Here is a 15,971-nt window from a genome sequence, read left to right as displayed (position 1 = left end):
TCTTTTCCTGTTTTAGGGGGAGGGAATAAATCAGCGGTAAATATCGGCGCTACCGAAGTAGCTGTTGTTGCCGCCGGCGGAGACCACTCGCCAGGCGCTGGCTCCGGCTTTTTCAGCTTTTGCAGCCAGTTTTTCATTGAGCTGGTCGAGAGACAGCGTGGTGCTATCGCTTTCTGTGACGGTGCCAATTTTGACCAGGCCCTGAGCGCTGTGGACTTCTTTGGCAGCAAAGGCAGGCGCTACAGCAGCGGCCAGGACGAGCGGGAGAATAACGGTGCGGAACAGTTTCATCATAAGCCTCACATATCGGGTCGTTGAATACGTTGCCGCCTGAAGGTGGCGGATGCGCTTATTTAACGCCTGGTTTGTATGTGGGCTGTGTCAGAGGAAAGGGGATTTGTTTTGTTGTTTAGCCGTGGGCGGAGTGGATACAAAACAACACAATTCTTTTGTGCTGAACCGGGATAACCCCTCTCCCCGGGCGGGAAGAGGGGAAGCGAGCGGTTATTTTATGCCTTTCCGGCTCTCTGTTTTGGCTTCTTCGGCCTCGATGGCGCGATACCAGCGCGGGTGGTGCTTCTTCGCCCAGCGGCGGCTGACTTTGCCAATGACCATGCCTTTAATCGATCCTTTCACCCAAAACGCCATGTACATATGGATCAGGATGGCGTGGATCAAAATAATGGCTGAAGCGGCGTGGATAAGCAGGCTGTAGCGAATCATCCACATTGGGAAGTAGTGCGCAAACCAGGGCCGCCAGATAATAATCCCGGTCACCAGCAGCACGAAGATCATGCTCATGATGCTCCAGAACATCATCTTCTGCCCGGCGTTGTATTTGCCCACGTCCGCCACTTTATGCTCGTTGCCTTTCAGCACCTCAACAATGCCCTTCAGCCAGGGGAGATCCTGTTTGTCGGGAATGTTGTGATGCACGAAGCGCACGAACATAAACATCAGCGCCACAAAGATAGCCACGCCGAAGAACGGGTGCAGAATGCGCCCCATCTGCGGCGTGCCGAAGGTTTCCGTCAGCCATTGCAGCGTCGGGAAGAACAGGGCTATGCCGGACAGCGACACGAGGAAGAAGCAAATCACTACCGTCCAGTGGCAGGCACGGTCGATGAATTTGGTTCTGACGATCATCTTACTCATGCTTGTCCTCCTCATCTTCGTCCACCTCTTCGTTCGGCCCGATCCCGACATAGTGGAAAATCAGGGCCGCGAAGGTGGCCACAAACCCGGCAGCCGAGAGCGGCTTCAGAATGCCTTTCCACAGGTTGATTGGGGTATCAATCTTCGGCTCTTTCGGCAGGTTGTGGTAAAGCTCCGGCTGGTCCGCGTGGTGCAGCACGTAAACGACGTGCGTGCCGCCCACGCCCTGCGGGTTGTAAACGCCCGCATGTTCAAAGCCGCGTTTTTTCAGCTTCTCAACGCGCTCCTCTGCCATGTCCAGTATCTCTTTGCGAATACCAAAGCGAATCGCACCTGTCGGGCAGGTTTTCACGCAGGCAGGTTCCTGGCCTACGCTAACGCGGTCAACGCACAGGGTGCATTTATACACGCGGTTATCGTCTTTGTTCAGGCGAGGGATGTTGAACGGGCAGCCCGCGATGCAGTAGCCGCAGCCGATGCAGTGCTCCGACTGGAAGTCCACGATGCCGTTGGCGTACTGAATAATTGCCCCGGCGGACGGGCAGGCCTTGAGGCAGCCCGGATCTTCGCAGTGCATACAGCCGTCTTTGCGGATCAGCCATTCCAGCTTGCCGTTTTCACGGGTTTCTGAAAAACGCATCAGCGTCCAGGACTTGGCGCTCAGGTCAGCGGGGTTGTCGTATACCCCCACGCAGTGGCCGACTTCGTCGCGGATATCGTTCCACTCCGAGCAGGCCACCTGGCAGGCCTTGCAGCCAATACAGCTTGTGACATCGATGAGCTTGGTGACTTCTTCCTTGAAGTCACGCGCTCGCGGCGGCGGGGTGAAGCTGTTGGTCGCCGAGCGTTTGATAATATCCTGAGATTGCATGGACATTGTTTCCTCCCTTACGCCTTCTCAATGTTGACCAGAAACGCCTTGTACTCCGGCGTTTGCGAGTTGGCGTCACCTACCGACGGAGTCAGGGTGTTGGCGAGATAGCCCTTGCGGGCCACGCCTTCAAAGCCCCAGTGCAACGGGATCCCGATGGTTTCGATTTCCTGGCCGCCCGCCTGCAGGGTTTGCAGGCGTGGCGTCACCACGGCCACGGCTTTAATAAAGCCGCGTTTGCTGCTGACTTTCACCCGATCGCCGTGCGCAATGCCTTTCGCTTTCGCCAGCCCTTCGCTTATTTCTACGAACTGTTCCGGCTGCACGATGGAGTTCAACCGCGCGTGCTTGGTCCAGGTGTGGAAGTGCTCAGTCAGGCGATAAGTGGTGCCGACATACGGGAACTGCTGCCTGTTACCCATGCGTTTAGCGTCCGCTTCGTACAGGCGCGCCGCCGGGTTGGAAACCACTTTCGGGTGCAGCGGGTTGGTGCCCAGCGGCGTTTCAAACGGCTCGTAGTGCTCCGGGAACGGCCCTTCGGCAAGCTTGTCGAGGGCAAACAGACGGCCCAAACCTTCCTGCTGCATGATGAACGGCCCGACGCCGCTGTCCGGGGCGGCGGTGCTGAAGTCCGGGATATCGTTCCCGACCCATTTCGTGCCGTTCCACTCAATCAGCATGCGTTTGGCGTCCCACGGCTTGCCCTGCAGATCTGCCGAGGCGCGGTTGTACAACACGCGGCGGTTCATCGGCCACGCCCATGCCCAGCCCAGCGTATTACCCAGCCCGGACGGATCCGCGTTGTCGCGGTTTGCCATCTGGTTGCCTTTGCTGGTCCAGCTTCCGGCGTAAATCCAGCAGCCGGAAGCCGTAGAGCCGTCATCACGCAGCAGCGCGAAGGAATCAAGCAGTTGGCCTTTTTTCGCCAGCAGGTTGCCGTTGGCGTCAAACAGATCTTCCAGCGCGTAGCCGTTGCTCTCTTGAGCGACTTCTTCGGACTCGGGATGATCGGGCTGCTCGTAGTGCCAGCGCATTTTCATCAGCGGCTCAATACCTTTGCCGCCTTCGGCCTGGTACATCTGGCGCAGCCGGTGGTAAAGTCCGGCAAGGATCTCCCCGTCATTCAGCGCTTCACCCGGCGCATCCGCGCCTTTCCAGTGCCATTGCAGCCAGCGGCCCGAGTTGGCGATGGAGCCATCTTCTTCCGCAAAGCAGGTGGACGGCAGGCGGAACACTTCGGTCTGGATTTTCGCCGGGTCAACGTCGTTCATCTCTCCGTTGTTTTGCCAGAAGTTGGAGGTTTCCGTCACCAGCGGGTCGATAACCACCATGTACTTCAGCTTGCTCAGGCTGGCGACAACCTTGTTTTTATCCGGGAATGAGGCGACAGGGTTAAAGCCCTGGCACAGGTAGCCGGTGACGAGGTTGCGATCCATCATGTCGAAGTACTTCAGCACGTCGTACGCCTGATCCCACTTGGGCAGCCAGTTAAAGCCCCAGCCGTTCTCTTTCTGCGCGTCGTCGCCGTAGAAGGTTTTCATCAGGCTGACGAAGAACTTCGGATAATTCCCCCAGTAGTTCACCTGACCCGGCAGAGTCGCTTTTGGCGTGTTGGCGGCCAGGTAACCGTCGAGCGTGGTTTGCTTGTCGGACGGTAAAGAGAGGTATCCCGGCAGGCTGGTGGACAGCAGGCCGAGGTCGGTCAGGCCCTGAATGTTGGAGTGGCCACGCAGCGCGTTGACGCCGCCGCCCGCCATTCCCATATTGCCGAGCAGCAGCTGGATCATCGCCATGGTGCGGATGTTTTGCGCGCCCACGGTGTGCTGAGTCCAGCCCAGCGCATACAGGAATGTGGTGGTGCGATCGACCGCGCTGGTTGACGCCAGCACTTCGCAGACTTTGAGGAAATCTGCCTGCGGCGTGCCGCAGATATGCTCGACGACGTCCGGCGTGTAGCGGGAAACGTGCTCTTTGAGCAGGTTCCAGACGCAGCGCGGGTCGGTTAGCGTGTCATCTCGCTTCGCAAAGCCGTTTTCGTCGAACTGATAGTTCCAGGTGGTTTTATCGTACTGGCGCTTTTCTTCGTCGTAGCCGCTGAACAGGCCATCTTCGAAGCTAAAGTCCTCACGCACCAGCAGGGCCGCGTTGGTGTAGTGTTTGACGTATTCGGCATTGATTTTGTTATTGGAGAGCAGGTACAGAATTACGCCCGACAGGAAGGTAATGTCGGTGCCGGAGCGGATCGGCGCGTAAATGTCCGCTACCGATGCCGTGCGGGTGAAGCGCGGATCGACCACGATAAGCGTGGCGTCGTTGTTGTTTTTGGCTTCCATCGCCCAGCGGAAACCAACCGGGTGGGCTTCAGCGGCGTTACCGCCCATTACCATCACCACGTTGGCGTTTTTGATATCAACCCAGTGGTTGGTCATCGCACCGCGACCAAATGTTGGAGCAAGACTTGCTACCGTTGGTCCGTGTCAGACGCGCGCCTGGTTATCTACCGCCAGCATGCCCAGCGAGCGGGCAAACTTCTGGGTTAACATGCCGGTTTCGTTGCTGGCCGCCGAAGCGCAGAGCATCCCGGTGGAAAGCCAGCGGTTAACCGTCACGTTCTGTTCATTTTTCTCGATGAAGTTGGCATCGCGGTCGTCTTTCATCAGACGGGCAATACGGGAGAACGCCTCGTCCCAGCTGATGCGCTGCCATTTGTCTGACCCTGGCGCACGGTATTCCGGGTAACGCAGGCGATTTTCGCTGTGAATGTAGTCCAGCAGCCCCGCGCCTTTCGGGCACAGCGCGCCGCGGTTGACCGGATGATCCGGGTCCCCTTCGATATGGAAAATGCTGGATTTGGCATTTTTCGAGCCATCCCCGAGGCTATACATCAATAAACCACAGCCAACAGAACAGTAAGTACAGCTATTGCGAGTCTCTTTTGCACGCAGCAGCTTGTAGTTGCGCGTTTCCGCCAGCGCGGCTTTTGGGACAAAGCCCAGCACCGCCGCCGTTGTACCTGCCATTCCGCCGGCGCAGATTTTGAAAAACTTCCTGCGACTGACGTTCATCGTCACCTCATTGTTATGACGTTTTTAGTGCGGGCGAAAATAGCAGCTATAGCCATTCAGATATTGCGTGAAATCAATTCGATAAACATTGGGTAGAGGATTACCCATTTAGGATTAGTGGTTATTTGACAGAGATAACACTGGCGTGTGCCAGGGATAGAGAAAAGGGGAGTAAAGATAGGCAGTCATAAGCGGTGCCGTTTAGCCAGGAAACGGCACGCTGAAGGCGTTGAGTCAGATGCGGGTGATCGAGAACCAGCGGCGCCAGATAAAGCGCAGCAGATAATATTCAATGGTGCCCAAAGCGAGGAACCAGATGCAGAACAGGATCACGTAGAGCTGGCTTAGGTCGACCAGGTGGAAAGTGTCGATCAGCTTTTGTGCCAGCGTCAGCGTTAACGCCGGGGCCGGGAGCAGCAGGCACGACAGAAAGGCCAGCAGCAAAATGCCGCCCGCGCTCAACAGCGCTTGATGTGGATGGTTCATGACGTTGTTAGCCTGAAGTTAAAAGGCTATTGTCCGGGAAAGTGTACCCGGGTGTAAACCATTTGAGAAAGGGTAAAAAGCGGCCCCTGCGAACAGAGGCCATCATCATCAGTTAAAAACGTTTTGCAGCAGCGTGTACATCTGGGTGAAAGCGCGTTTTGCCACTTCCGGGTGGTATTTCGCCACGCCTTCAACGTTCGCACCCGGGTCGGTGAATGAATGCACGGCGCCGGCGTAGCTTACCAGCTGCCAGTCTACCGATGCGGCGTTCATTTCGCTGACAAACTCGCTCAGCTGCTCGCGCGGCACCAGCGGATCTTCCGCACCGTCCAGCACCAGAATAGAGGCTTTGATCTCTCCGGCGGCGTGGGTTTTTAGGGTATTCAGCGTGCCGTGGAAGGAAACAGCCGCTTTGATATCCGCGCCGCTTCTTGCGAGCTCCAGCGCGCAGTGCCCGCCGAAGCAAAAGCCCGCTACCGCCAGTTTGCTGCCGTCGACGGCTGCAATTTTCTGCGTGGCAAGCGTGTCCAGCGCGGCCTGCATACGGCCTACTTCCGCCGGGGTGTCCTTCACGCCCATCATCAGGGCACCGGCTTCATCGGCGTTGGTAGGGCGCTTGCCCTGGCCATAGAGATCGGCGATTAGCACGACATAGCCCTGGGCGGCGATCCCTTTGGCCTGTTCAACCGCTCCAGCGCTCACGCCCATCCAGTTGGGAGCGATCAGGACGCCGGGCCGTGCAGCGCTCTGGTTTTCCTGGTAGACCAGTACGCTTTCAAAGGTTTGATTCTCGACTTGATAAGTAACGGGTGTTGAAATAATTTCTGACATCAGAATTAACCTCTAAATAAAATTTATTGGTCGGCAGGTGAAGTCTAATTAATTTCATAATGCTAACAAATTAGCAATTTATTAAATTTACAAGCGCATGAAATGCTATTTAATTTAATTTAAAAAACGTTTATTTGTTAGCGATAAATAATTTATGTGAATAATTGTAATTAACGATGTTCGGGCAGGGAATATCCATTCTATCTCCAGGCCTTATTCACATTAAGGCATCACGCTGCGTCACCGGTAACAGGCGAGAATCTTCCAGCGCCGCCGTGCGATGGCCAATTCCCTGCATACAGGCTTCATTATTCGCAAAGGCCAGAAAAGCTGCGGCACTGCTCTGCCGCACGAGCATAGCGCAGTCCCAGCGTTCATCCTGTGGGCCAATCAGCCAGCTGTCTGCGGCGCCAAGGAAAATAATGTCCCCGCCGCTTTGGCGTAAAAACGGCAGCGTGTGCTGTATATAGCGCTGAAAAGCTTCCGCGCCGCTAATCGGGCTAAGTGGCATTAATTCCGGAGTGGCCGAGTAATCCGCCATTGCCCTAAAACGCAGGAGGTTGAGCATATAAACCTCTCCGGGAATTTGTTTCATCACAAAATGTCGCCCGGCCTGCGGGGTGGGCTGCAGGTAAGGCGTCGTGTTTGAGGATGTGACCATAATTATTCCTGTTATTTTCCAGCGGCAAAATGAGCGAGAAGCAGAGAGGCCACGTCTTCTTCCAGCGCAGGAGGAATTTCATGCCCCATGCCTGCAATGAGCTGCAATTTAGCGGCGGGGATCGTCTCAGCAATGTCCTGCCCGGCTTCTACGGGGAAGAGGGGATCGTGAGTGCCGTGAAGCACCAGCGTGGGGGCTACGATCTGTTTTATCTCCTGACGAAGATCGCCTGTGGCCGCCATCGCTGCAATCTGACGCAGCATGCCGGGCACAGAACTGGCGCGCGCCAGCGAGGTTTTTAGCAGCGCCGTGTAGTACTCCTCGTCAAACGGGAGGTGCGTTGAGGCAATGCGCCTGAAGAAAGCGAGTTGCTGCTCAAGCCAGGCGCTTTGGTGCGAATGCGGATCGGGCTTCGGCCCCATTAGCATTGCCATCACATCCGGGGCCGGAGGCGGGAGCTGAGGATTGCCTGTGCTTGACATGATAGCGCACAGAGACAGCGTTTTTTGCGGATATTGCGCGGCAAACAGCTGGGCAATCATGCCGCCCATAGAGCGCCCAACAATGTGCGCCGCCGGAATACCTGCGTTGTCCAGCGTGAGGACAACATCCGCCGCCATGTCCCGGAGCGTATAGGCGATGGGGATCCTTTGGCCCTGGGAGAGCGCCTGCAGGTCGGGCACGCCCGCGTGGTTCAAAGAGGGGGACAGCCCGCAGTCGCGATTATCGGCCCGTAAAACATAGAAACCTGCGTCGGCCAGTCGCTGGCAAAAGCGCTGCGACCAGCTGATGCTCTGGCTTCCCAGCCCCGGCAGCAGGACTATTGCCGGGTGCTTTTTATCACCGAAGCCGTCGAAGTAGAGGGAGACCGGCAGGTTAGTCGCTTTGCTCATGGGCGATCCTCAGTTTTTGCTGCCAGGTTTCCAGCAGGTTTTCCAGCGCGGCTTTAACGTTTTGCTCATCCGGCTTGACCTTTTCAAGCACGGTGAACTCGAAAGCGGACTCACCATACTGGTTCCAGGCCAGCTGCAGCGCCTTATTGCGGTGCTGCCCGAACTTCAGTTCAAACAGATGGCGGTTTAACACGCCCTGAGCATTTGCGGCGCTGGCGAGCAGCTTATGGCCGGTTTGCGTATTGGCTATCAAATAGATGCCCGCCGTGGTCGGGCTGTCTTTATAGCTCTGCTTCAGATCTTTTTTGTTTAGTGTCTCAGTCATTTTTGGGACTCCTGCTTGCCAAAAGCTAACGTTGCCGCATAGCGGCGAATATCCTGCGGCCAGCCTTCCATCGCGGCGTTGAAGGCCGTTTCGTCATCGGCAAACAGCGCGCGCAGGCAAGTTTCATACTCCGGCAGATCGCCCGCCACCTCATGCATAAACTGGTAGGCGCTTTCGTGCCTGCGGCGCTTGTTGTCCGCCGGTTCGCTGGCTTTTCTGGCCTGTTCGATCAGTCGACGTAAGGTTGCAGAAGCGCCGCCCGGCTGCGTGGCCAGCCACTCCCAGTGGCGGGGCAGCAGGGTGACCTCCTTCGCCGATACGCCAAGCTTAGGCCTGCCGCGAGTTTTAAGCGCAGCGGTCTCTTCGGTTAGCTGTTCGGCCAACTCCGGGTAAGCCGCAATGGCGCTGGCTTCATCCCCGTGGACGTGGATATCCAGCCGTTTGCCGGTCTGGTCATTGAAGATAAACACCGGCTCATTACCGATTGGCATGGCCTTTAGCTGCCGCAACAGTTCGTTCAGGTTGCCGTGGGCAATCAATTGCCGCTGCATAAAGGCGGTAAGGGTGACAGAAGACATGGGGGACCTATTTTATCCGGGTAAAAATAGTAGCCTATCGGGGTAGCCCGATCTTGTCAATTATACCCGGGTAAAATAGGTGGGAGAGGTCAGGCCTGGTGCATCAAGTCCTGATACAGCTCTGCGAGCACGCCGCCGGGGCGAAATTGTTGTTTGATCCAGCGGGTGACCTGGCCCGTCGCCGCGTGCTGTGTGGCAAGCAACATGCGGGAATGCTGGCGTGGGTTATGAACCTGGCGGGTCACCAGCAGGCCGTTTTCTACCTCGCGACGCGCCATGTAATCCGGCAAAAAACCGATGCCATCACCTAAAATCTGGCACTGGCATTTGGTCGGGAAGTCCGGTACCACCACGGTTTCCTGGCCGTGCAGCAGCCAGCCCACTTTTTTATTAATGGTGGAGGCGGTGTCTTCCACCATGATATTCGGGTACAGCCTGAGCTGGCTTTCGGGGATCGGTTCCTGTGCCGCGGCGAGAGGGTGAGCTGGCGCGATAGCGAACGCCCAGCGGATAACGCCAATCTCCGTGTAGTCAATGCCGCCCCCGCCCAGCAGCGCATCCGGCGCGCCGATTGCAATATTCACCTGATTGTTGAGCACCGCATCCCAGACGCCGTTGTACACCTCGGTGGTGACGGCAATCTGGCAGCCTGGGAACTGCTTTTTCAAAATATTCAGCAGCCTGGCCGTGTGCTGAGGCGTGTACAGCAGATGGTTAATGCAGATCCTGACTTTCGCTTCAATGCCCTGCGAAATGGTCTCAATGCCCCGCCGGATCCCTTGAAAATCACTCAACAAGTCGCTGGCCTTGCGGTAGAGATAGATCCCGGATTCGGTCAGCTCAATGCTGCGGGTGTTGCGGATAAACAGCGGCGTATCGAGCCACGTTTCCATGCGTTTTATGGTGTAGCTGATGGCGGAGGTGGTCACGCCCAGCTCTTCGGCAGCCCGGCTGAAGCTGCCGTAGCGGGCGGCGCAGGTGAAAGCCTGCAGGTTCTCTTCGGTAAAGATGGAGTGCATTCCGGGCTCCCTTCGATGACGCGTGATGCGGGGAGTTTGACACATTCTGAAAAAGATTATTAAAACACATTCAACAATAGCGGCATCAGCGATGAATCTTTTTTAAGCGGATGTTTTTCCCGCCAGGGCGTTGTTATTCTCGAATTTCGGCCATAACCGCGAACGACAGGAGAACATGATGTCTGACAACGAGCTGATAACCGGGTTTTTGACGGCGGCTTTGAACGGGGACGCGTCAACGCTGAAAGCATGCGTGGCGCAGGGCGTGGATATTAACGTCACCAACCGGCAGGGCAGAACGGCCATCACCATCGCCAGCCTGAACCAAAAATATGACTGCGTGGCGCTGCTTATTGAGGCGGGTGTGGATATTAATCAGCAGGATGAAACCTGTTTTAATCCCTTCCTGATTAGCTGCCTGAATAACGATCTCAAGCTGTTGCGCCTGTTGCTACCCGCGAAGCCTGACCTGACTCGCTTAACGCGTTTTGGCGGGGTTGGCATTACGCCTGCCAGCGAGAAAGGTCACGTCGAGATTGTGCGCGAGCTGCTGGTGCATACCGAGATTAACGTCAACCACACCAACTTCCTCGGCTGGACGCCGCTGCTTGAGGCCATCGTGCTGAACGACGGCGGCAAAAAGCAGCAGGAGATTATCTCGCTGCTGCTGGAACACGGCGCCAACCCGCACATGACGGATAAATACGGTAAAACGCCGCGGGAACTGGCCGAAGAAAAAGGCTACCGCGAAATCGCTCAATTGCTGAGAGAGGCGGGAGCTTAGCCGCTGTATGCCTGACAACCACCATCACACTCTGGGTAGAAAAATAATAATGACTGAGATTGAGAAAAGCCGTCGCGACTTTATTAGCGGAAGCGGCAAGGTCGCCGCAGCCTGCGCGCTGTTTGGGGCTAGTGGCACCGCAGCCTGGGCCGCGAAAACACCTGCAACCGCCTGTGAGAGCAGCCACCAAATGAATGCTATCAGCGAAAAACACTATTACCTCGACAATGTGCTGCTGGAAACCGGGTTTAATTATGAAGGCGAAACCGCCGTCAGTACCCGCACCGAACTGCACACGTTAGAAATCAAAGACGGCAAAATTGCGGCAGTTCGCGCCAATAAATCGCACCCTGACGGCACGCTGCACAGCTATGACGCCGGGAGTAAGCTGTTGCTGCCGGCGATGCGCGATATGCACATCCATCTGGACAAGACGTTCTATGGCGGCCCGTGGCAGGTACATAACCGCCCGGAAGGCACCACCATCATGGATATGATTGCCTTGGAGCGTAAAATTCTGCCGGAGCTGCAGCCCTACACCCGCGAGCGCGCCGGAAAGCTTATCGATCTAATCCAGTCCAAAGGGTCGACGATTGCCCGCAGCCACTGCAACATTGAGCCGGTTTCCGGGCTGAAAAACCTTGAAAACCTGCAGGCGGTGCTGGCGGAGAGAAAGTCAGGCCTGAACTGTGAAATTGTGGCGTTTCCTCAGCATGGCTTGCTGCTTTCAAAATCTGAACCGCTGATGCGCGAAGCGATGCAGGCCGGGGCCCACTACGTAGGGGGGCTGGATCCAACCAACGTGGATGGCGCGATGGAGAAATCCCTTGATACCATGTTCCAGATAGCGCTTGATTACGACAAAGGCGTGGATATTCACCTGCATGAAACCAGCCCGGCGGGCGTGGCGGCGGTGAATTACATGGTGGAAACGGTTGAGAAAACCCCGCAGCTTAAGGGAAAACTGACCATCAGCCACGGTTTTGCGCTGGCGACCCTTACGCCGCAGCAGGTGGATGATGTTGCCACGCGCATGGCTGCCCAGCAGATCAGTCTCGCTTCTACGGTGCCCATCGGGACTTTGCATATGCCGCTGAAGCAGCTCCAGCAAAAAGGCGTGCTGGTAATGACCGGCACCGACAGCGTGATCGATCACTGGTCGCCGTACGGGCTGGGCGACATGCTGGAAAAAGCCAACCTGTATGCGCAGCTCTACGTTCGCCCGAGCGAGTTTAGCCTGTCGCGTTCGCTGGCCATTGCCACCGGCAATGTTTTGCCGCTGGATGATAAAGGTAAACAGGTGTGGCCGAAGGCGCAGGATGAGGCGAGTTTTGTGCTGGTGGATGCATCATGCTCAGCGGAAGCCGTGGCGCGTATTTCGCCGCGTACCGCGACCTTCCATCAGGGCAATTTAGTCTGGGGAAGCGTGATTTAATGCGAGGTAGAATAGCCTGCAAAAGCAGGCTATTTATTGACACCTTACCGAACGACAAAGACCGGGAAGCGGGCATGGCGAATAATGCTGGAAGCGTTGGAGCCGAGCAGGTGAGTGGAAATAGACGGGTTCTTCGAACCTACAATGATCACATCCGCATGAATGTCCTGTGCGACTTCGTTCACTTCGTCCCTCACCGAGCCGTAGCGAATCTCCAGCACGACGCGTTCTTTAGGCAGTGAGAAGTGCCCGCGCAATTCTTCCATCTTTTCTTCGGCGTTTTTCTTCAGGTATTCGTCGAATTTACGGATGTCAGAGGAAAAACCGTGGGTATTAAACAGCGGGGATTTAGGCAGAACGTAAAGAAGGTGGATTGTGCCCTCAGACTCTTTCGCCAGATATTCGGCATGGCGAATAGCTTTATCCGTGAGCTCCATTTCAAAAACATCCACCGGCATTAAGATGGTTTTATACATCGTTCAGCTCCTTTTGGTAACGTTTCAACCATTCTGGCACTAACGATGCGGTTTCGCCGTGATCTGGCGGGGAAATAAGGCATTTATCCCCTTTCCCTGGAAGGGATAGGGGATAAACCATGTTTCCCATAGCTTTTGTTTTCTCCCTCATCCCTTTGGATAGAGGGGGTAACTAATGTTTCCCAGGGGTTTTATTTTCTCCCTCGCCCCTTTGGGGAGAGGGCCGGGGTGAGGGGCGATCGCGCCTAGTTACGACCCGCCATCACGCCGCCGTCAACGTCCCACAGGGCGCCTGTCACCCAGGTGGTATTGTCGGACAGCAGGAAGCTCACTACTTCGGCAACGTCGCGTGGCGTACCTACGCGGCCAATCGGGTGGAAGCTATCAAAGCTGCCCATCACGCCCGCCACATCCTCTTTAGGGATAAAGCCTTCATAAATTGGCGTATGTACCACGGCAGGAGAAACCGCATTGACACGGATACCGTGTGAACCCAGCTCAATGGCAAGATTCTTCGTCAGCGCATGCAGACCGGCTTTCGCCATGGAGTAGGCGGAAGAAGGCGTGGCACCGATGGCCTGCTGCGCCCACATGGAACCGATGTTGACGATTGAGCCTTTGATGCCGGCGGCAACCATGTTTTTCACCACTTCGCGGGTAATGAAGAAGGTCGCGCGGTTGATGTTCATGTACATGTCGTAATCCGCCTCTTCGTGTTCGGTAAAGGCTTTCGGGAAGAAGACCCCGGCGGCGTTCACCAGCAGGCTGATGTCGCGGTGCTCGGCATTAATCACGTCCATCACTTTATGCATCCCTTCGCTGCTCATCAGGTCTGCGACGATGACGGACACTTCCCCGAGGGCAGACAGCGCCTGGCGTGCCTGTTCGGCTTTCTCCGCGCGATTCCCGACCAGCACAACTTTCCCGCCGTTTTCCAGCACCTGACGGGCGCTTTCCAGACCCATACCGCTGGTGCCGCCAACAACTAAAAGTTTCTTACCTGCGAATGATGTAGACATGATGACCTCGTTTCTCTTTGCTTAATAAAGTGAAGCAGCCTGCATAGCGCTTCGGAATGGCGACAGAATGCCAAACCTATTTCGGCCTGACGAAGCATAAGAACTTGCATATCGAGAAAGAAAAACTATCTTGTCGGTATGTCGTCCTTGTCGAAGAGAAAATATGAGATCGCTGAATCGCCTGAAATGGCTGCACGCCTTTGAAGCCACGGCGCGCCACGGCAGTTTTACCGGCGCGGCGGAAGAGCTGGGCGTAACGCCCGCCGCTGTGGGGCAGCTTGTTCGTTCCCTGGAAGAGTGGGTCGGCCATCCGCTGCTGCACCGCACGCGGAGCGGAAAAGAAAGACTTACGCTGGTGGAGGAAGCAAGGGAGGCGCTGCAGGACATTACCGTTGGGCTGGACAGCCTGGAGCAGGGATTGAATAAGCTGCGAGGTGCCAGAGCCCGCGCGGTGGTGGTGATTACCGCTTCTCAGGTACTGATGATGAACTGGCTGATGGAGCGCCTCAACCGCTTTTCCGAGGAGCATGACAGCATCGACCTGCGCCTTAACGTCACGGAAAAACTGACCGATGTGCTGCACGGCGAGGCCGATGTCGGCATACGCTGCGGTCCCGGCAACTGGCCCGGTTTACAGTCAACGTGGTTAATGGACGAAGAGGCGGTGATTGTCTGCAGTCCGCATTTGCTGACTGGCGTCACCGAAGCTGACTGGCTGTCGAAACAGAAGCTTATCTATGATGATACACCGCATCCCGGGGCGAATTTCCCGGAGTGGGAAACGATTTCTCAGGACATTGGCGTGGCGTTGTGTGAGCAAAACGGCCTGCACATTAACTCTACGTCGGCCGTTATCCTGGCTGCCCTAAGCGGGCGTGGTGTGGCGGTGGTGCGCAAAGCGCTGGTCCAGCAACTGATCGATCTTGGGCAGCTGCGCCAGCTTTTCCCGCAGCACAAATGGCCGCTGACCTGGTCCTATTTCATCGTGCGTTCAGAGCGCTCCAGTCGACGCCCGGAGGTGACGCTGTTCCATGACTGGCTGGTGGCAGAGACGGGCGCTACGCTTAGGTAATGGAAAAACTCATCGAATTAAAGCGCGCCAAACGGCTGGCGCTCTCGCTTTTGCTGATTGCCGCCGCGACGTTTGTCGCCACTTTGTTCTTGCCGCCTAATTTCTGGGTGAGCGGCCTGAAAGCAATTTCTGAAGCGGCGATGGTCGGCGCCCTGGCCGACTGGTTTGCTGTGGTGGCGTTGTTTCGCCGCGTACCGATCCCGTTTATCGCCCGGCATACCGCCATTATTCCGCGTAATAAAGACCGTATCGGCGAGAATCTCGGCAAGTTCGTGCAGGAAAAGTTTCTGGATACCCAGTCGCTGATTGACCTGATTCGTCGCCATGAGCCGGCGCAGATGATGGGGAACTGGTTCCGGCAGCCCGAAAATGCTCAGCAGGTAGGGCGGCATATGCTCAAGGTGATGGAGGCCTGGCTGTCTCTGACCGATGACACGCGGATTCAGGGGCTGATTCGCCGGGCGGTGCACAAAGCCATTGATAAAGTCGATCTCAGTTATTCCAGCGCGCTGCTGCTGGAAAGTCTGACCAAAAACAACCGCCATCAGGCCTTGCTAGACTCGGTCATAGCTCAACTGCTGGCGCTGCTCGAGAAACCGGCCAGCCGGGAATTTATTGCCCGCCAGATCGTCCACTGGCTGGAAACCGAGCACCCGGTTAAGGCCAGAGTGCTGCCCACCGAATGGCTGGGTGAGCAAAGCGCAGAGCTGGTGTCCGACGCCGTTAACTCTCTGCTGGATGACGTGAGCCAGGACAAAACGCATCAGCTTCGCCGGGCATTCGATCGCGCCGTGCAGCGGCTTATCGACAGCCTGAAAAATGACCCGGAAATGGCGGCTAAAGCGGAAACGATCAAAAGTTACCTGAAGGAGGATGAGAAGTTTAATCTCTACCTCGGCGAGCTTTGGAATGACCTGCGGGGCTGGCTGAAAACAGATATCGCCCGCGATGATTCGCGTGTTCAAAAGCGCATTGCCGAAGCGGGGCAATGGCTCGGAGAAACGTTAACGGCCGATGCTTCGCTGCGGGCCTCGCTGAATGAGCACCTTGAGCAGGCTGCCCGGCATATCGCGCCGGACTTCTCAGCTTTTCTCACCCGGCACATTACCGACACGGTGAAAAGCTGGGACGCAAAAGACATGTCGCGGCAGATTGAACTCAACATCGGCAAAGATCTGCAGTTCATTCGCATTAACGGCACGCTGGTGGGGGGCTCGGTCGGACTGGTGCTCTATTTACTTTCACAATTGCCGGGCGTGATTGAGGGCTGGGGGCTGCGGTTTTAAGGCACAGGGCGCGAG

General features: G+C 56.3%; 17 protein-coding genes. 4 read left to right on the top strand and 13 right to left on the bottom strand.

The window, feature by feature from the left end; all coding sequences use genetic code 11:
- Nucleotides 1-30: 30 nt before the first annotated feature.
- From F3J28_RS11645 to F3J28_RS11595, 11 genes are all read right to left on the bottom strand, one after another.
- Nucleotides 31-294 (bottom strand): YdgH/BhsA/McbA family protein, encoded by a 264-nt coding sequence (locus tag F3J28_RS11645; RefSeq protein ID WP_157141438.1) that lies wholly within the window; start codon nucleotides 292-294, stop codon nucleotides 31-33.
- A gap of 210 nt (nucleotides 295-504) precedes the next feature.
- Nucleotides 505-1,170, bottom strand: a complete 666-nt coding sequence (gene fdnI / locus F3J28_RS11640) for a formate dehydrogenase-N subunit gamma (protein WP_502706902.1) — start codon at nucleotides 1,168-1,170, stop codon at nucleotides 505-507.
- Nucleotides 1,148-2,032: a formate dehydrogenase subunit beta gene (fdxH, locus tag F3J28_RS11635; RefSeq protein WP_166876020.1), complete on the bottom strand. Its 885-nt coding sequence runs from the start codon at nucleotides 2,030-2,032 to the stop codon at nucleotides 1,148-1,150. Before fdxH ends, fdnI begins: the two co-directional genes overlap by 23 nt.
- Before the next feature lie 11 nt (nucleotides 2,033-2,043).
- Entirely contained in the window at nucleotides 2,044-5,091 is a 3,048-nt protein-coding gene (gene fdnG, locus F3J28_RS11630) for a formate dehydrogenase-N subunit alpha (protein ID WP_166876017.1), read from the bottom strand.
- A gap of 234 nt (nucleotides 5,092-5,325) precedes the next feature.
- Nucleotides 5,326-5,577: a DUF1158 family protein gene (locus tag F3J28_RS11625; RefSeq protein WP_166876014.1), complete on the bottom strand. Its 252-nt coding sequence runs from the start codon at nucleotides 5,575-5,577 to the stop codon at nucleotides 5,326-5,328.
- Between the two features lie 108 nt (nucleotides 5,578-5,685).
- On the bottom strand, nucleotides 5,686-6,408 hold the full coding sequence (locus tag F3J28_RS11620) for a dienelactone hydrolase family protein (protein WP_166876012.1): 723 nt from the start codon (nucleotides 6,406-6,408) through the stop codon (nucleotides 5,686-5,688).
- Between the two features lie 217 nt (nucleotides 6,409-6,625).
- A complete protein-coding gene (locus F3J28_RS11615) occupies nucleotides 6,626-7,069 on the bottom strand; it encodes a DUF1330 domain-containing protein (protein WP_166876009.1) in 444 nt (147 codons plus the stop codon).
- An 11-nt stretch (nucleotides 7,070-7,080) separates the two neighbouring features.
- Nucleotides 7,081-7,962 carry an alpha/beta fold hydrolase gene (locus tag F3J28_RS11610; RefSeq protein ID WP_166876006.1) on the bottom strand — a complete coding sequence of 294 codons (882 nt, stop codon included), beginning with the start codon at nucleotides 7,960-7,962 and terminating at the stop codon, nucleotides 7,081-7,083.
- Nucleotides 7,946-8,287: a GIY-YIG nuclease family protein gene (locus tag F3J28_RS11605; protein ID WP_166876003.1), complete on the bottom strand. Its 342-nt coding sequence runs from the start codon at nucleotides 8,285-8,287 to the stop codon at nucleotides 7,946-7,948. The genes F3J28_RS11610 and F3J28_RS11605 overlap by 17 nt, the downstream gene beginning before the upstream one ends.
- Nucleotides 8,284-8,865 (bottom strand): DUF2239 family protein, encoded by a 582-nt coding sequence (locus tag F3J28_RS11600; protein ID WP_166876000.1) that lies wholly within the window; start codon nucleotides 8,863-8,865, stop codon nucleotides 8,284-8,286. The genes F3J28_RS11605 and F3J28_RS11600 overlap by 4 nt, the downstream gene beginning before the upstream one ends.
- Nucleotides 8,866-8,954: 89 nt before the next feature.
- Complete coding sequence (locus F3J28_RS11595) at nucleotides 8,955-9,884, bottom strand: LysR substrate-binding domain-containing protein (protein ID WP_166875997.1); 930 nt, start codon at nucleotides 9,882-9,884, stop codon at nucleotides 8,955-8,957.
- A 178-nt stretch (nucleotides 9,885-10,062) separates the two neighbouring features.
- On the opposite strand from F3J28_RS11595, the gene F3J28_RS11590 reads away from it, so the two are divergent.
- Nucleotides 10,063-10,668 (top strand): ankyrin repeat domain-containing protein, encoded by a 606-nt coding sequence (locus F3J28_RS11590; RefSeq protein WP_166876623.1) that lies wholly within the window; start codon nucleotides 10,063-10,065, stop codon nucleotides 10,666-10,668.
- Between the two features lie 49 nt (nucleotides 10,669-10,717).
- Nucleotides 10,718-12,103 (top strand): amidohydrolase family protein, encoded by a 1,386-nt coding sequence (locus F3J28_RS11585; protein WP_166875994.1) that lies wholly within the window; start codon nucleotides 10,718-10,720, stop codon nucleotides 12,101-12,103.
- Nucleotides 12,104-12,147: 44 nt separating this feature from the next.
- Here the strand turns inward: F3J28_RS11585 and uspG are convergent, their stop codons facing one another.
- Both uspG and F3J28_RS11575 read right to left on the bottom strand, forming a co-directional pair.
- Complete coding sequence (gene uspG, locus F3J28_RS11580; RefSeq protein WP_008455928.1) at nucleotides 12,148-12,579, bottom strand: universal stress protein UspG; 432 nt, start codon at nucleotides 12,577-12,579, stop codon at nucleotides 12,148-12,150.
- A gap of 245 nt (nucleotides 12,580-12,824) precedes the next feature.
- Complete coding sequence (locus F3J28_RS11575; protein ID WP_166875989.1) at nucleotides 12,825-13,598, bottom strand: SDR family NAD(P)-dependent oxidoreductase; 774 nt, start codon at nucleotides 13,596-13,598, stop codon at nucleotides 12,825-12,827.
- A 163-nt stretch (nucleotides 13,599-13,761) separates the two neighbouring features.
- On the opposite strand from F3J28_RS11575, the gene F3J28_RS11570 reads away from it, so the two are divergent.
- Together F3J28_RS11570 and F3J28_RS11565 are read left to right on the top strand one after the other, a co-directional pair.
- Entirely contained in the window at nucleotides 13,762-14,670 is a 909-nt protein-coding gene (locus F3J28_RS11570; protein WP_166875986.1) for a LysR substrate-binding domain-containing protein, read from the top strand.
- Nucleotides 14,670-15,956, top strand: coding sequence for a DUF445 domain-containing protein (locus tag F3J28_RS11565; protein ID WP_166875983.1), 1,287 nt, complete (start codon nucleotides 14,670-14,672; stop codon nucleotides 15,954-15,956). The genes F3J28_RS11570 and F3J28_RS11565 overlap by 1 nt, the downstream gene beginning before the upstream one ends.
- The last annotated feature ends 15 nt before the right edge of the window (nucleotides 15,957-15,971 follow it).

Origin of the sequence: Enterobacter sp. Ap-1006 (genome assembly GCF_011752835.1) — a bacterium.
GTDB lineage: Bacteria > Pseudomonadota > Gammaproteobacteria > Enterobacterales > Enterobacteriaceae > Cedecea.
Note: the sequence above shows the minus strand (reverse complement) of the source record. Positions and strands in the feature narration are given on the sequence as shown.

Bases quoted from the DNA above. Each gene is read 5' to 3' on its own strand.
- F3J28_RS11620 (WP_166876012.1), bottom strand. From the start codon at position 6,408: ATGTCAGAAATTATTTCAACACCCGTTACTTATCAAGTCGAGAATCAA.
- uspG (WP_008455928.1), bottom strand. From the start codon at position 12,579: ATGTATAAAACCATCTTAATGCCGGTGGATGTTTTTGAAATGGAGCTC.
- F3J28_RS11625 (WP_166876014.1), bottom strand. From the start codon at position 5,577: ATGAACCATCCACATCAAGCGCTGTTGAGCGCGGGCGGCATTTTGCTG.
- F3J28_RS11605 (WP_166876003.1), bottom strand. From the start codon at position 8,287: ATGACTGAGACACTAAACAAAAAAGATCTGAAGCAGAGCTATAAAGAC.
- F3J28_RS11590 (WP_166876623.1), top strand. From the start codon at position 10,063: ATGTCTGACAACGAGCTGATAACCGGGTTTTTGACGGCGGCTTTGAAC.
- fdnI (WP_502706902.1), bottom strand. From the start codon at position 1,170: ATGAGGAGGACAAGCATGAGTAAGATGATCGTCAGAACCAAATTCATC.
- F3J28_RS11595 (WP_166875997.1), bottom strand. From the start codon at position 9,884: ATGCACTCCATCTTTACCGAAGAGAACCTGCAGGCTTTCACCTGCGCC.
- F3J28_RS11645 (WP_157141438.1), bottom strand. From the start codon at position 294: ATGATGAAACTGTTCCGCACCGTTATTCTCCCGCTCGTCCTGGCCGCT.
- F3J28_RS11565 (WP_166875983.1), top strand. From the start codon at position 14,670: ATGGAAAAACTCATCGAATTAAAGCGCGCCAAACGGCTGGCGCTCTCG.
- F3J28_RS11600 (WP_166876000.1), bottom strand. From the start codon at position 8,865: ATGTCTTCTGTCACCCTTACCGCCTTTATGCAGCGGCAATTGATTGCC.
- fdxH (WP_166876020.1), bottom strand. From the start codon at position 2,032: ATGTCCATGCAATCTCAGGATATTATCAAACGCTCGGCGACCAACAGC.
- F3J28_RS11575 (WP_166875989.1), bottom strand. From the start codon at position 13,598: ATGTCTACATCATTCGCAGGTAAGAAACTTTTAGTTGTTGGCGGCACC.
- F3J28_RS11570 (WP_166875986.1), top strand. From the start codon at position 13,762: ATGAGATCGCTGAATCGCCTGAAATGGCTGCACGCCTTTGAAGCCACG.
- F3J28_RS11615 (WP_166876009.1), bottom strand. From the start codon at position 7,069: ATGGTCACATCCTCAAACACGACGCCTTACCTGCAGCCCACCCCGCAG.
- F3J28_RS11585 (WP_166875994.1), top strand. From the start codon at position 10,718: ATGACTGAGATTGAGAAAAGCCGTCGCGACTTTATTAGCGGAAGCGGC.
- F3J28_RS11610 (WP_166876006.1), bottom strand. From the start codon at position 7,962: ATGAGCAAAGCGACTAACCTGCCGGTCTCCCTCTACTTCGACGGCTTC.